This is a genomic window from Exiguobacterium sp. LL15 (assembly GCF_024436095.1).
GTDB lineage: Bacteria > Bacillota > Bacilli > Exiguobacteriales > Exiguobacteriaceae > Exiguobacterium_A > Exiguobacterium_A indicum.
In genome coordinates this window covers 51188-65368 of the sequence record NZ_JANFNX010000001.1, presented here as the reverse complement: position 1 = coordinate 65368, position 14181 = coordinate 51188, and the positions used below count along the sequence as shown (strand labels likewise).

Annotated in this window: 16 protein-coding genes; 4 read left to right on the top strand and 12 right to left on the bottom strand. The window is 48.8% G+C overall.

The annotated features are described in order from the left end of the window. The first annotated feature begins 67 nt into the window (after window positions 1–67). Window positions 68–718 (top strand): DedA family protein, encoded by a 651-nt coding sequence (locus NOM72_RS00370; RefSeq protein WP_023469545.1) that lies wholly within the window; start codon window positions 68–70, stop codon window positions 716–718. Between the two features lie 36 nt (window positions 719–754). Here NOM72_RS00370 and NOM72_RS00365 read toward each other — a convergent pair whose 3' ends face one another. Both NOM72_RS00365 and rho read right to left on the bottom strand, forming a co-directional pair. Then, window positions 755–1000: a type B 50S ribosomal protein L31 gene (locus tag NOM72_RS00365; RefSeq protein ID WP_023469546.1), complete on the bottom strand. Its 246-nt coding sequence runs from the start codon at window positions 998–1000 to the stop codon at window positions 755–757. Window positions 1001–1091: 91 nt separating this feature from the next. Beyond that, on the bottom strand, window positions 1092–2465 hold the full coding sequence (gene rho, locus NOM72_RS00360) for a transcription termination factor Rho (protein WP_023469547.1): 1374 nt from the start codon (window positions 2463–2465) through the stop codon (window positions 1092–1094). A gap of 354 nt (window positions 2466–2819) precedes the next feature. On the opposite strand from rho, the gene NOM72_RS00355 reads away from it, so the two are divergent. After that, entirely contained in the window at window positions 2820–3497 is a 678-nt protein-coding gene (locus NOM72_RS00355; protein ID WP_023469548.1) for a C40 family peptidase, read from the top strand. A gap of 76 nt (window positions 3498–3573) precedes the next feature. After that, window positions 3574–4341 carry an SDR family NAD(P)-dependent oxidoreductase gene (locus NOM72_RS00350; RefSeq protein ID WP_255997289.1) on the top strand — a complete coding sequence of 256 codons (768 nt, stop codon included), beginning with the start codon at window positions 3574–3576 and terminating at the stop codon, window positions 4339–4341. Between the two features lie 276 nt (window positions 4342–4617). Here NOM72_RS00350 and glpX read toward each other — a convergent pair whose 3' ends face one another. The 5 genes from glpX to NOM72_RS00325 form a co-directional block, all read right to left on the bottom strand. Continuing rightward, the gene (glpX, locus tag NOM72_RS00345) at window positions 4618–5583 is read right to left on the bottom strand and encodes a class II fructose-bisphosphatase (RefSeq protein ID WP_035395794.1); all 966 of its coding nucleotides are present in this window, start codon (window positions 5581–5583) and stop codon (window positions 4618–4620) included. Between the two features lie 32 nt (window positions 5584–5615). Continuing rightward, window positions 5616–6863 carry a UDP-N-acetylglucosamine 1-carboxyvinyltransferase gene (gene murA, locus NOM72_RS00340; RefSeq protein WP_023469551.1) on the bottom strand — a complete coding sequence of 416 codons (1248 nt, stop codon included), beginning with the start codon at window positions 6861–6863 and terminating at the stop codon, window positions 5616–5618. A 28-nt stretch (window positions 6864–6891) separates the two neighbouring features. Next, window positions 6892–7539 carry a fructose-6-phosphate aldolase gene (gene fsa / locus NOM72_RS00335; RefSeq protein ID WP_023469552.1) on the bottom strand — a complete coding sequence of 216 codons (648 nt, stop codon included), beginning with the start codon at window positions 7537–7539 and terminating at the stop codon, window positions 6892–6894. Window positions 7540–7693: 154 nt separating this feature from the next. Further along, window positions 7694–8548, bottom strand: a complete 855-nt coding sequence (fba, locus tag NOM72_RS00330) for a class II fructose-1,6-bisphosphate aldolase (protein WP_023469553.1) — start codon at window positions 8546–8548, stop codon at window positions 7694–7696. Window positions 8549–8680: 132 nt separating this feature from the next. Beyond that, window positions 8681–9055: a response regulator gene (locus tag NOM72_RS00325; protein WP_023469554.1), complete on the bottom strand. Its 375-nt coding sequence runs from the start codon at window positions 9053–9055 to the stop codon at window positions 8681–8683. A gap of 94 nt (window positions 9056–9149) precedes the next feature. On the opposite strand from NOM72_RS00325, the gene NOM72_RS00320 reads away from it, so the two are divergent. After that, complete coding sequence (locus NOM72_RS00320) at window positions 9150–9659, top strand: DUF2529 family protein (protein WP_023469555.1); 510 nt, start codon at window positions 9150–9152, stop codon at window positions 9657–9659. Window positions 9660–9795: 136 nt separating this feature from the next. Here NOM72_RS00320 and NOM72_RS00315 read toward each other — a convergent pair whose 3' ends face one another. The 5 genes from NOM72_RS00315 to NOM72_RS00295 all read right to left on the bottom strand — a co-directional run bounded on the left by NOM72_RS00315 (window position 9796) and on the right by NOM72_RS00295 (window position 14061). Further along, entirely contained in the window at window positions 9796–11118 is a 1323-nt protein-coding gene (locus tag NOM72_RS00315; protein ID WP_023469556.1) for a PTS sugar transporter subunit IIC, read from the bottom strand. Between the two features lie 12 nt (window positions 11119–11130). Continuing rightward, on the bottom strand, window positions 11131–12537 hold the full coding sequence (locus NOM72_RS00310; RefSeq protein WP_255997286.1) for a GH1 family beta-glucosidase: 1407 nt from the start codon (window positions 12535–12537) through the stop codon (window positions 11131–11133). Between the two features lie 12 nt (window positions 12538–12549). Next, complete coding sequence (locus NOM72_RS00305) at window positions 12550–12858, bottom strand: PTS sugar transporter subunit IIB (protein ID WP_055969344.1); 309 nt, start codon at window positions 12856–12858, stop codon at window positions 12550–12552. Next, on the bottom strand, window positions 12858–13202 hold the full coding sequence (locus NOM72_RS00300; protein ID WP_174316675.1) for a PTS lactose/cellobiose transporter subunit IIA: 345 nt from the start codon (window positions 13200–13202) through the stop codon (window positions 12858–12860). The genes NOM72_RS00305 and NOM72_RS00300 overlap by 1 nt, the downstream gene beginning before the upstream one ends. Before the next feature lie 151 nt (window positions 13203–13353). Then, a complete protein-coding gene (locus tag NOM72_RS00295) occupies window positions 13354–14061 on the bottom strand; it encodes a GntR family transcriptional regulator (RefSeq protein WP_023469560.1) in 708 nt (235 codons plus the stop codon). Window positions 14062–14181: the final 120 nt, after the last annotated feature.

Below are 14181 nucleotides of genomic sequence, written 5' to 3'. Positions count from 1 at the left end.
TTTGTCCTTTCATTCCAACTGCCCCCTATTTCCTGTACACTGAAGAAGAAGATTCTCACGAAAGAAGGTGTCCCCGATTCATCATCTCTTACATGACATCCTGCACCAATATGGTGCCCTTGGTCTCTCCGTCCTTCTCGCAGGTGGTATCGTGGGATTGCCGGTTCCTGATGAGACCCTGCTCGTTTTGTCCGGATTTTGGATGCATCAAGGCAATCTACCACTCGTCGGTACGATTCTCGCCGCTTACGCCGGCAGTTGCATCGGGATGACGATCAGCTATTTACTCGGATTAAAACTCGGTATGCCACTACTACACCGCGTTGGACCGAAAATGCGTATCTCAGAAAAACATATTCTTTCCGCTGAAGCCGGTTTTCGTCGTTACGGAAAATCGGTCTTGATCATCGGTTACTACATACCTGGTCTCCGCCAACTCTCTGCCTTTTTTGCAGGCGTCTCAAAAATGCCGTTTCGCGTTTTTGCGAGTTATGCGTATACAGGTGCCTTGATTTGGATCAGCGTGTTCTTAGGTGCCGGTTACTTCGTCGGCCGCCATCTCTCGTTCCATAAAGTCATGGACTATGTCTTGGCACATCCGGAAGTCATGCCCTATTTAATCGGGATTGCTGGCGGAATCGCCTTCTCGTTCGTCTTGAAGACGTATCTCACTTATCGTTCACAATTCAGTCTATACAAAAACAGCCTGCTTCCGTAATGGAGGCAGGCTGTTTTTTTAAGAACCAACAAGTAATTACTTGCGGCCGTATTTTTTGTTGAAGCGATCGACACGACCATCTGCCGCGTTGAACTTTTGACGACCTGTGTAGAATGGGTGCGAGTCTGAAGACACATCCACACGGATGAGTGGGTACTCGTTACCATCTTCCCAAGTGATCGTTTCGTTCGAAGAACGAGTAGAACCGCTTAAGAATTTGTACTCAGTCGTTGAATCCATAAATACTACTTTGTTGTAGTTAGGGTGAATTCCTTGTTTCATGGTTGATTTCTCTCCTTCCGCCCTGGTTCATTTGCTGAGCCAGAGTAAGTTACCTTCCTATACTAAACGATTTTTTTATGCGTCGCAATAGTTATTTTTCTGTCGTCGTTTCCTTCTTGACGGTACGTGGTTTAGCTGGCGCGCGTCGGACCGCCTTCTTCTGTTCTTTCTCAAGTACGACGAAAAATTCTTCATTATTTTTCGTATCACGAATCTTACGCAGGAACGTATCGACGAACTCGTTCGACTCATTCATCGTCCGGCGAATCGCCCAAAGCGCATCAAGCTGCTCTTTCGGAAGCAACAGTTCTTCCTTCCGTGTACCGGACTTCCGAATGTCAATCGCTGGGAAGATTCGACGCTCTGACAACTTACGATCGAGATGCAGTTCCATGTTGCCGGTTCCTTTGAATTCCTCATAGATGACGTCATCCATGCGCGATCCTGTCTCGACGAGTGCTGTCGCAAGAATCGTCAAACTACCACCGTGTTCGATGTTTCGCGCTGCACCAAAGAACCGTTTCGGCTTATGGAACGCAGCCGGATCAATTCCGCCCGAGAGCGTCCGACCACTTTGCGGTACCGTTAAGTTATAGGCCCGTGTTAGACGCGTGATCGAATCCATCAAGATGACGACATCCTTCTTGTGTTCGACGAGCCGCATCGCCCGCTCGAGGACCAGTTCAGAAATTCGGACGTGGTTGTCCGGTGTTTCGTCAAACGTCGAGCTGACGACGTCTGCTCCTGGAACCGAACGCTCAATGTCCGTTACTTCCTCAGGTCGCTCATCAATCAAGAGAATGATTAGTTCGACATCCGGATGATTCTCCTGAATCGAGTTTGCGATTTCTTTGAGGAGTGACGTCTTCCCTGCTTTTGGCGGTGCGACGATCAAACCACGTTGACCAAATCCAACCGGTGCGATCATATCCATGACACGAACGGATAGATGGCGTGGTTCTGTCTCAAGTCGCATCAATCGGTCCGGATAAATTGGTGTCAGTGCCGGGAAGAATAAACGGTTACGGGCAGTATCCGGTGCTTCACCGTTAACGGCTTCCACGCTAAGTAACCCTTGGAACCGTTCGTTTTCCTTCGGTGGACGGACTTTACCTGTGACGACATCACCATTACGTAGATTAAAGCGTCGGATTTGAGATGCTGCGATATAAATATCTTCAGAGGATTGGGAATAATTGATAGGACGAAGGAAGCCAAAGCCACCATCGTTTTGCATTTGTGGATTGCCAGGGATGACTTCGAGTACCCCTTCGAGGAAATAAAGACCAGTCGATTCAGCCTGTGCTTTTAAAATCTTGAACATCAACTCGCGTTTACGGGCTTCCCGGTATTGTGGGACATTTTTCGTCTTTGCGATTTCATAAAGTTCTTTTAATGTCAGTTGGCTCAATTGAGCCAGTGTATAGGAACGTTCTGGTTTATCTTTTTTATCAGTTGTTGGCATGTTCTTCACCTATTCTTTATAAATTCAACTGCATTCAGCATACTTCCATACATACATCAGGAGGTATGTAATTTTATTCGTGAACTAAAGGTATCATATTTTTTTGAATTCGTCGTCAACAATCCTTTGCGTTTCTTACTTTGTAATATTCAAGGATATTATTTCAGTTATGTTACAAAAACATCTGTTTTGTCTTCTAACTGAAAAAACGTTTTCAAGTGTTCGCATGCTAAGATATTCCTGCAGACGAAATTCTTACACAGTTGTAAGGTTCACTGCTTAACCAAACACTTAATGATTTCATCATATAACTTACGGACGCAACACACTACATTAAACGGAGGAATTCTTAACATGAAACGTTTTCTAGCATCGATCGCGACAGCAGCCTTAGTGGTTTCAGGTTTTACATCAGTGGGTACAGGTAAAGTTGAAGCAGCAACAGTCACGAAAGTCAAGATCACGGACAACGGTCTTCGTGTTCGGACAGCACCTTCTACGAAAGCAAGCATCGTCGGGAAAGTCAACGCTGGTCAAGTCTTTACATATAAAGGCAAGTCAGGCAGCTGGACAAAAATCTCATACGGCGGCAAAACACGTTATGTCTTCTCACAATACACAAAGACATACAAATCATCTTCAAGCGCTAAAAAAACAACGAGCACATCTTCTAAACGGACTAAAATCCTAAGCGAAGCAGCAAAACATAAAGGTACACCATATGTATGGGGCGGAACGACGACTCGTGGATTCGACTGCTCTGGTTTCACAAGCTACGTCTACAAGAAAGCGGCTGGTAAAACATTACCACGTACGTCTTCTTCACAATATTCTTCTTCTAAGAAAGTCAGCGTTTCTAAAGTACAGCCAGGAGATCTTGTCTTCTTCTCACACGGTAGCGGCATTCAACACGTTGGGATCGCAACAAGCAAGTCAAGCATGGTCAACTCAGAAACAGGTGGCGTTAAATACTCAAGCTTCAAATCAGGGTACTGGGGTTCACGCCTTGTCGGCGCAGGATCTTACCTATAATTCATCATCTCAAAGCGGTTGAGCATTGGCTCGATCGCTTTTTTTCATCGAATCGATTACAGGAGGAGGAAATCGGATGCATGTCTTAATCACAGGTGCTTCAAGAGGTCTTGGTCGTGAATTTGCTTATCTGCATGCACGACAAGGGGATCACGTCTTGCTCGTCGGACGCGATGCGACAGCACTCTTCGAAACGAAGTTCCATGTCGAGCGACTCGGGGGAACGGCAACCGTCTTTCCGTATGACTTAACGCAGCCGACGCATCGTCTTGCACTATTTCGGGCAACGGAACAGATTCCGGTCGACTGCGTCATCAACAACGCCGGGATTGGCGTCTTTGGTTCTTTCCTTGAGACCTCGTTCGAAGACGAGTCCCGGATGATTGCCTTGAATATCGAAGCATTAACACACGTGACGAAGGTTTATGCCTCTCGCATGAAAGCACAGGGAATCAAAGGACGCATCGTCCATCTCGCATCAACGGCTGCGTTTGAAGGGGGTCCATGGCTGAGTGTTTATTACGCAACAAAGGCCTACGTCCTTCATTTCTCGGAAGGATTGACGGAAGAACTCGCACAAGACGGTATCCAAGTCAGCGTTGTCTGTCCAGGCGCGACCCATACCGGCTTCGAATCAGCAGCAACCCTTGAACAGTCGCGTTTGTTCTTGCGACCTGGTGTCATGGATGCTCCGACGGTTGCGCGCATCGCCTACCGCGGCTATATGAAGGGGAAAACGTTCATCGTGCCTGGCTTCGGCAATGCCTGGTATATCTTTTCGACGCGTTTTCTACCGCGTCGGTACGTCACCAGACAAGCAGGAGAAGTCCAGCGTCCGCGGTGATAGTTATAATGTTCATTATTTCAATATTTATGACGTTCATCCTCAACTCCTACAGGAAAAGGAAACGAGTTCAACGTTTCCGTCAGGGTAAGGTAAGACCCGACATTTCGCATAAGTTGCGAGATGTCGCGGCTTACCTCCCGCCTGAGGAAAGTGAGGATATGAACGTTATCAGTTTTAAACATCATCAAAAAAGAGTTGGCCTTCCGGAAATTATCCGCAACGCCAACTCTTTTTGTATGGATTCAGACGTCCTTTTTGAGGAGTCAGTCTGTTTTACTTAATGACAAGCTTCGGTTTCTTCTTGAACGAGTGAATACCTTCGACGAAACGCACCGTTCCGGATTTTGCACGCATGACGACAGAGTGTGTCTGACCGCCTTGTGCCGTGAACTGGACACCTTTCATCAACTCACTGTCCGTGACGCCTGTCGCAGCAAAGATACAATCGTCTCCTGAAACGAGATCATCCATCATAAGGATCTTCGATGGATCTTCAATGCCCATCTTCTTGCAACGCTCGACCTCGGCATCGTCTGCTGGTAACAAGCGTCCTTGGAGCTCACCACCGAGGCATTTCAAGGCAACGGCAGCAAGAACGCCTTCCGGTGCACCACCTGAACCGAGCAGGATATCAATCCCCGTATGCGGGAACGCCGTGTTGATCGCAGCAGCGACGTCACCGTCACCGATCAAGCGAATCCGCGCCCCTGTTGCCCGAATCCGTTGAATGATTTCTTCATGACGTTCGCGATCCAGAATCGAGACGACGACGTCTTCGATTTCTTTGTTCTTCGCCTTCGCTACGGCTGCGATGTTTTCTTCGATCGTCGCATCCAGACTGATGTGTCCTGCCGCTTCCGGGCCGACTGCGATCTTATCCATGTACATGTCCGGTGCATGAAGTAAATCTCCTGCATCCGCGACCGCGAGAACAGCAAGTGCGCCCCATGTTCCTTTTGCGACGATGTTCGTTCCTTCCAGCGGATCGACGGCGACGTCGAGTCGTGGTCCATACCCATTTCCTAGCTTTTCTCCAATGTAAAGCATCGGTGCTTCATCCATCTCGCCTTCCCCGATGACGACGGTTCCTTTCATCGGAATCGTATCGAAGACATCACGCATCGCGCTTGTTGCCGCATCATCCGCTTCATTCTTCAATCCTTTTCCCATCCAGCGTGCAGAGGCGAGTGCTGCTGCCTCCGTGACGCGTACCAGTTCCATTGATAGACTTCTCTCCATGTGTATGTCCCCTCTCCCTTGTTACAAATCGGTCAAATCGTTTCACGCCATACGAGGGCGCCAAGTTCCTTCAACTTCTGATCAAATCGTTCGTAACTCTGGTCAAGCACTTCTGCATGGTGCAGCGTCGTCTCCCCTGAAGCGAGAAGTCCCGCCAAGACAAGTGCTGCGCCACCGCGTGGGTCCGGTGCCTCGATTTCCGTACCAAGTAAGGATTCGCCACCACGAATGATGATTGAGGCGTCTTCATGCGTGATTCGAGCATTCAAGCGTCGTAACTCCTGCACATGCCGGAAACGCTGCGGATACAACTTATCGACGACGATACTCGCTCCTTTTGCTTGCAGCAACGCTGCCGAGATGACAGGCTGTAAGTCGCTCGGGAATCCACCGTAGTGGAAGACACGAATATCGACCGGCTTCGTCTCCTGAAACGTCGCCGTGACGGAATCATCCGTTGCTTCGATCAACGCACCGTACCGCTCGAGTTTTTGGATGACGCTCTCGAGATGAAGCGGAATGACGTTATCGACGGTGACGCGTCCAAGTGCCGCCCCCATCGTCAAGAACGTTCCTGCCTCCATTCGGTCCGGAATCAAGGTATGCCGGCAACCACTTAGTTGCGATACGCCCTTGATTCGAATCTCGTCCGTTCCTGCCCCTTTGACGCTTGCCCCCATGTTCGTCAACATCGTACTGACGTCGATGACTTCCGGGTCGTAGGCGGCGTTTTCGATGACAGTCGTTCCTTCAGCGAAGACAGCGACGAGTAAGGCACTGATCGTCGCTCCGAAAGACGGGAGATCGAGGTAAATTCGGTTACCGACGAGACGATCGACGCGCATGTAATGGACGCCTTGCTCGTTACGTACAGAAACACCTAGACGCTCTAGTGCTTTGATGTGTAAATCGATCGGTCGTGGTCCGATGGCATAACCTCCAGGAAGACCGACGACTCCTTGTTTGAATCTGGCTGCCAGAACGCTCATGAGGTAGATCGATCCGCGTAACTTGCGCGTCTCCGCACCAGTCAACGGCATCGATTCGACCCGGCTTGGATCAATCGTCACCATATCGCCTTGACGTGTCACGACCGCGCCGAGCGTCTCCAAAATCTCGATCATCGTCGCGACGTCGCCAATCTCCGGCACGCCTTCAAGAACGACCGTTTGATCCGTCAGGAGGGCTGCAGCAAGACACGGGATGGCGCTTTGCTTCGAACCACTGATTGATACGGTTCCTTCTAGGCGTTGTTGCCCTACGATATGCAAAATGTCCACGTTCCATCAACCTTTCTCTTCGCTACGATTATTGCTGCGTTTTTTCCCAGTCCGCGAGGAACTTTTCGATCCCTTGCGTCGTGAGTGGGTGGTGTGTGAGTGACTCGATGACCGAGAACGGAATCGTCGCGATGTCTGCGCCCGCAAGAGCAGCGTTCGTGACGTGAACCGGGTTCCGGACCGATGCCGCGATGATCTGTGTCGGAATATCATGTACGACGAAAATTTGAGCAATCGTCTCGACGAGCCCCATTCCATCTTGGCCGATGTCATCTAGACGACCGAGGAATGGTGATACGTATGTCGCACCAGCACGGGCTGCGAGTAACGCTTGGTTCGGATTGAAGATCAATGTGACGTTCGTCGTGATCTTCTCTTTTGAAAGGGCTGCGACTGCTTCGAGTCCTGCCGGAGTCATTGGAACCTTAACCGTAATGTTCGGTGCAATTTGGGCAAGTTCCTTCCCTTCACGAATCATTCCTTCTGCATCGAGCGCGATGACTTCAGCGCTAACAGAGACGTCCCCGACGATTTCACAGATTTCACGAAGTCGTGTATGGAAATCGACGCCTTCCTTAGCGACGAGCGACGGATTCGTCGTGACACCATCTAAAATCCCCATTTTATGTGCTTTCTTGATGTCTTCTACGTTTGCTGTGTCAATGAAAAATCTCATCTTTCTCGTTCCCCTTTCATCCCTTGAAATCGCTTACGACTCTATTATAGGTTTTTTTCACGAGAAGTCCTACTGTTTTCCATTGAATATATGTTCACATGATATGAAAAAAGCACGGTAGACCGAAGTCTACCGCACTTTAAAGAGGAGTCGATTAAGCTTTGTTGCTTGAACCGAACTCACGCATCTTACCGATGACAGTTTGTTTGATTGCTTCACGACCTGGTGCGATGAATACGCGTGGGTCATATGCTTCTGGTTTCTCAGCTAACACTTCACGAACGACTTTCGCGAATGAGATTTGGTTCTCTGTGTTAACGTTGATTTTTGAAGTTCCGAGTGAGATCGCTTTTTCGATATCGTGTGTCGGAATTCCAGTTCCACCGTGAAGAACGAGTGGGAGGTTTGTCGCATCACGGATTTCTTCCATCTCTTTGAATCCGAGGTTTGGTTCACCTTTGTATGGTCCGTGAACAGAACCGAGTGCAGGAGCAAGCGTGTCGATTCCAGTTTCTTTGACGATGCGTACACACTCGTCAAGTTTCGCGTACATGACATCACCGATGACGTCGTCTTCTTGTCCGCCAACTGTGCCAACTTCCGCTTCTACTGAAACGCCTTTAGAGTGAGCGTATTCAACAACTGCTTTTGTTGTTTCGATGTTTGTGTCGATCGGGCTGTGCGAATCATCGATCATGACAGATGTAAATCCAGCGTCGATCGCTTCTTTACATTTCTCAACGCTCGAACCGTGGTCGAGGTGGATTGCAACTGGAACTGTGATTTTCATGTCGTGTACAAGACCTTCAACCATTTTCACGACAGTGTAGAATCCGCCCATGTGGCGTGCTGCACCTTCAGATACTCCAAGGATGACTGGTGACTGCTCTTCTTGAGCCGCACCGAGAATCGCTTGTGTCCACTCGAGGTTGTTGATGTTGAATTGACCTACTGCATACTTACCTTCGAGAGCTTTGTTTAACATGTCTGTCATAGATACTAATGGCATAATGACATCCTCCTCTGTTTTGATCGCTGCTTACACGAACTCGTGCAATTTCAGACTGATTATAACATACTGATTCATCGGAACGTACAGCATTTCGCTCGGTTTTTTGGTTTGTGACGGCGACGTGAAAGATTAACCGCTTACATCGTGAGAAATTTGCACAGTCACTTCTTTTTTTAATTCAAAGATGTCAAATGGCTTTCCGAAGAAGGCGACAACCCCTAATCGTTTCGCTTCTTCCATCGCTTCTTTTTCACCGAGTGCCGTCATTAAAATCGTCCGGACGCGTCGTCCAATCCGGTCCTGATGACGCAACACTTCGATCCCAGTCCGCCCCGGCATGTTGACATCCATCAACAATAGATCGTACGCTTTTTCCTGTAAGTAGACGATCGCTTCCTCTCCATCGACGGCGACGTCCGTTTCATACCCTTCTGCCCGGAACAATTGCGCAAGCAAATTCCGGATTCCCGGCTCATCCTCGACGATCAACAATCTGCCTTTCATCTCTGCCACTCCCCCTCTAGTTATTTCCATTCTACACTAAAGCAAAACTTGCTTTATACTGTCCTTGAGAGAAACATAGAAAGGATGAAGAAAAATGATGAAAATCTTAGCTACACAATTCAACGGAAAATTGCAAACGCTCGCAAAACAGGAAGACGAACTATTCGATGTCGTCCGTCTACTCGCACAAGCGCTCGTCGGGGAAGGCACGGTCTACGTCGACGCCTACGGCGAATGTGAAGGACTCTATCCGATGCTCTCAGAAGGACCAGACCAGATGAAACGCGTTACGAAGATCAAGGATCGAAAGACCCTGCACGCTGTCGATCGTATCTTGATCTTCACGCCGGATACGGAACGTTCGGATCTCCTCGCTTCTCTTGCCCGTTACGATGCATGGCATACGCCTTATGCGATCGTCACACTCAGTGACGTGACGGAGACGCTCGAGCGTTCGATTGCTCCGCTTGCATTGAAGTTCAATAAAGGATTGCTTCCGGCAGAGGACGGTTCACGCCACGGACTACCGAGTCTTGCCCTTTGTGCGTTCCTCTTGACGCATATCTTGACGCAACTCCAAGAGATGACGGAAGAGTGGGATTGACGTTTTTCTTCTATAATATAAAACTCACTGGATACGTGTCTGCGTCTGACTAAGTTTACGATCTTCATTGAATCAAAGCGAAACCGTCAATGACCGTTATACAAAAAGGAAGCGCCATTCGCGCTTCCTTTTTTGATCATGCCGAAGCATGTTCTTCTTGTGCTTTTAGTTCTTCGCCGTAAGACAGCTGATCCTGCATCCGAACGAACGGTAGATAGATTGCGACCGACATCGCAATCGTCGCCAGCTGGAGCAAGGCACCCTGCCAGCCGCTGATCAAGAAGCCAGAGATGACGGGTGGTGTCGTCCATGGTACTTGAAGCGCATTAAATGGTTCGACCCAACCCCAGAGGATCGAGAAGTAGACCATGAAGGATGCAATCGCTGGTACGATGACGAACGGAACGAACATGATCGGGTTGAAGACGATCGGCATCCCGAAGATGACCGGTTCGTTGATGTTGAACAAACTTGGCGCAAGTGATAGCTTCCCGAGTTGCTTCAAGTGAGCCGAGCGAGCAACGATCAATGTCGCGATGATGAATCCGACCGTAATCCCTGTTCCACCGAGCTTCGTAAAGACATCGAGGAACTGAATCGTAACGATCTTCGCGTTGTCACCGACGACAAGTTCTTTTCCGGAGTCGATGATCGCTTGGTTTTGTAAAGCGTTCGCTGTCAGCAACGGTCCCATGATTCCCATGATGATCGCTGCGCCGTGAATCCCGCACCACCACATGACAGACATCAAGATCATGATCAGGACTGCTCCTGCGAGCGTATCCGTCAAGTTCTGAATCGGTGCTTGCAAGACGTCGTAGACGACTTCCGTGAACGTCCGGTCAGCGAATGCTTGGAAGACAGCAAACGTGACGACAGACAATGTAATGATTGCGAGTCCCGGAATGAGTGCCGAGAACGAGTTTGAAACGCCCGGCGGTACACCGTCTGGCATCTTAATTCGGATGCCCCGCTTGATGAACTGCGAGTAGATGAAACCAACGACGAGTCCGACGACGATCGAGGCAAGGACCCCTTGTCCGCCCGTCCATACTTTCGGTACGACACCCGTGACGACTTCCCCTGACTTCGACAGAACGGATGATTGTGTGATGATCAAGAAAGCGATGATTCCGAGAATCCCGGCTGGAACCCCTTCGATCTTCTCGTTTTTTACATAGGAGTAGGCAATACCGAAGACACCAATCAATGCGAGGATATCAAACGTCGCACCGACGACCTGCGTCAGCGGTAATGTCCAGTCGGCACCGAATAGGCCCGTCATGAACTTCTCCCAGCCTGGGATTGGTAACGCGAGAATCAGTAGGAATAACGAGCCGATGATTGTCATCGGCATCGTTAAGATGAAGCCGTCCTTGATCGCAAGGACAGGCTTGGCGTTCGCGAATCGTGCGAAGGCAGGAGTGACTTTTTCAAATACGGTTTCTAATCGGTTCATTCCGACTCCTCCTTATAGTTCAGCAGCACGTGTCGCGATGATTTCCTGGTACCAATGGAACGACTGTTTCTTCTTCCGTGCCAGACCATTCGCATGATCGACATAGATGAATCCGTACTGCTTTTTATATCCGTTCAACCAGCTGAGTAGATCGATGACGGACCATGCATAATAACCAGAGACATTGATGCCCTCTTCGACAGCACGCTTGACGGCGCGAAGATGACTTTCGATGTACTCGATTCGTGGTGTATCCATGATTTCTTCGCCGACGATCGGATCCTCGTCACCGAGACCGTTCTCCGTGATGTAGATTTTGATATCGCCGTATCGTGCTTGGAGCATCCGCATTCCTTCCAGGAAAGCATCCGGTGCGATTTCCCAGCCCCACTTCGTGTAGACTTTATCGTCCATCAAGACTGTCTTGTAGACGCCATCGAACGACGGGTTCCCAGGACGTCCGGTTGAGTTTTCGCGACCACCTGCCATGACGAGCGCCGAATCATTCTTCATGACACGTTGTGGACAATAGTAGTTCAGTCCGATGAAGTCGTTCAGCGGTGCTGTCCGTTTCAAGAGATCGAGCTCTTCTTCTGTCCATTCCGGTAACAAGCCCTGCTTTTCTAAATCCTTCACGACATATGCTGGGTACTCACCCTTTAAAATCGGATCATAGAACCAGTGTGTCGCGTATTCATTCGCATGTACTTCGGCCTGTTTGTTCTCTGGCGCTTCATCGATGCTGAATGCCGGGTTGAAGACGTGGGTGATCCCGATTTCTCCTTCATATCCCGCTTCCTTGAACGCTTCGACTGCGCGAGCGTGAGCGACGAAGACGTTGTGCGTCGTTTGGAAATACGCTTTTGCATCGCCTGTGATGCCGGGTGGGTGTGCGCCCGTCAAGTAGCCGAGCGAACAGAAAATGACCGTCTCGTTGAAGGTAATCCAGTTGCGGACACGATCGCCGAACGCTTCGAAACAAGTCTTCGCAAAACGCACGAAGGCATCTGCTGTTTCAGGACTACGCCAGCCGCCTTGTTCTTCAAGGACTTGTGGTAAATCCCAGTGATAGAGTGTCACGAACGGGACGATCCCGTGCTTAAGGCACTCATCGATCACGTTGTTATAGAACTCAAGTCCTTTTTCATTCGCTTCACCTGTGCCGTTCGGGAAGATGCGTGGCCATGAGATCGAGAAGCGATACGATTCAAGACCCATCTCTGCCATCAGACCGATATCTTCTTTGTAACGGTGGTAATGATCGATTGCGACATCCCCGTTCGTCGCTTCAAACGTCTTTCCAGGAATCTTCGAGAAGACATCCCAGTTCGAGACGCCTTTTCCGTCTACGTTCCAAGCACCCTCTACTTGATAAGAAGCAGAAGCAGCGCCGAATAGAAAATCTTTTGGCATTTTCATCGTCTTCACCTCTTATTTGTTTGCGAGTTTGATTGCTTGGTCGAGTACTTTCGTTCCGTTCATCATGCCGTAATCGATCGTGTTGATGACATCGATCGGCACACCTTTTGGTTCACAGATCTGTTTTCCTTTTGAAAGAAGGTATTTCACCTGTGGTCCGAGGAGAGCGACGTCAAGCTCATTGACGTACGTTTCCATCTCTGATTCCGGGTATGCTGCGATGTCCGCTTCTAAGCCGCGCTCCGAGGCAACCGCTTTCATTTTTTCTACTAACATACTCGTCGACATACCTGCCGCACAAAAGAGTCCGATTTTCATCATTATTGATCCATTCCCTTCAATTGGTTGATTTCGTTTTGCATGTTCATCATATATCCGAGCATTTCCTTGACGAGGATCGTGTTCATGAGGTGATCCTGCGCGTGTACCATCAGGACGCCAACCGTCGCTGTCTTGCCTTGTGCTTCGAGTGTGACGAATTTCGTCTGAATGCTATGGGCATCCTTGAGTGTCGCGTCACCTTCTGTAACGGCAGCTTGTGCCTCTTCGACTTTACCTTCTTGCATCAGTAACATCGCTTGGTGGTAGCTTGCTTTGGCGTCGCCCGACAAGGCGATCAATCCAAAAATATCTTCCGGGGTAATTTCAATCGTTTCAGAAGTCATGCTGTCTCTCCTTTGTTGTATGGATAACTCAAATTCATAGGTACAAATTCTACAGTTCGATAATAGCATGCGCTTTCATAACGTGTAAACCCTTTCTTTTTAAAAAATTTAAATAAAAAAACACACGAAATTCGCTTCGTGTGTTTCCTTCTTATTTAATATTCGAGACTTTCAGCATCTTCACGTGGCGAAAATGATGCGTCGCCCGCGAGACGTCGAAGATTTTCCCATTCGTCAAATAGACCGTATTATCGACGAGTAAGGATGGATCGTTCTCTTTTAATCCAAGCAACTCGGCGTCACTGCTATTCAAGTAATCTGCATAGATGACGCGATCCGCAAATCCGATCGATAGATTTTGATCGTTGCGTAAATACGTATAGATCGATTTTTGAACGATGTTCTCATCGAGATACATGACGAGATTTTTTCGGAAATAAGACGCTTCGATCGAAAACGGGTGATCATCGACGAGACGCAGTCGTTTGACGTAATAGACCGGTGTACCGACCGGACATTTCATGCGTTCCGCGACTTCTTCGTCTGCCTTCGTCTGTTCGAAAGCGAGAACGCGCGTCTCGACCTTCCGTCCACTGAAGTCGCTCGTCAATCCTTGTAGCTTTTCGAGATTCACGTAATCGCTCTTATAATGATCGCGGACGAAGACACCGCTCCCTTGCACTTGGTAAACGTATCCTTTATTGACAAGAATCTCGATCGCCTTCCGGATCGTGTTCCGGCTGACATCGAATTTTTGGGCGTATTCGTCTTCCGTCAACAGTTTGTTCGTATGTTGATAGACGTGCTCATTGATCTCGATCTCGATTTGTTCAGCGACATGTTTATACTTCGGAATCAATGATATTCCCCCCTCTACCTAAAATTTGTAGGAATGAATCCGCTACCATTATAGCAGATATGTATTTTGACGATAGGAATAAATGAAAATAAACCCGTCTTCTTGAAGAAGACAGGTCTA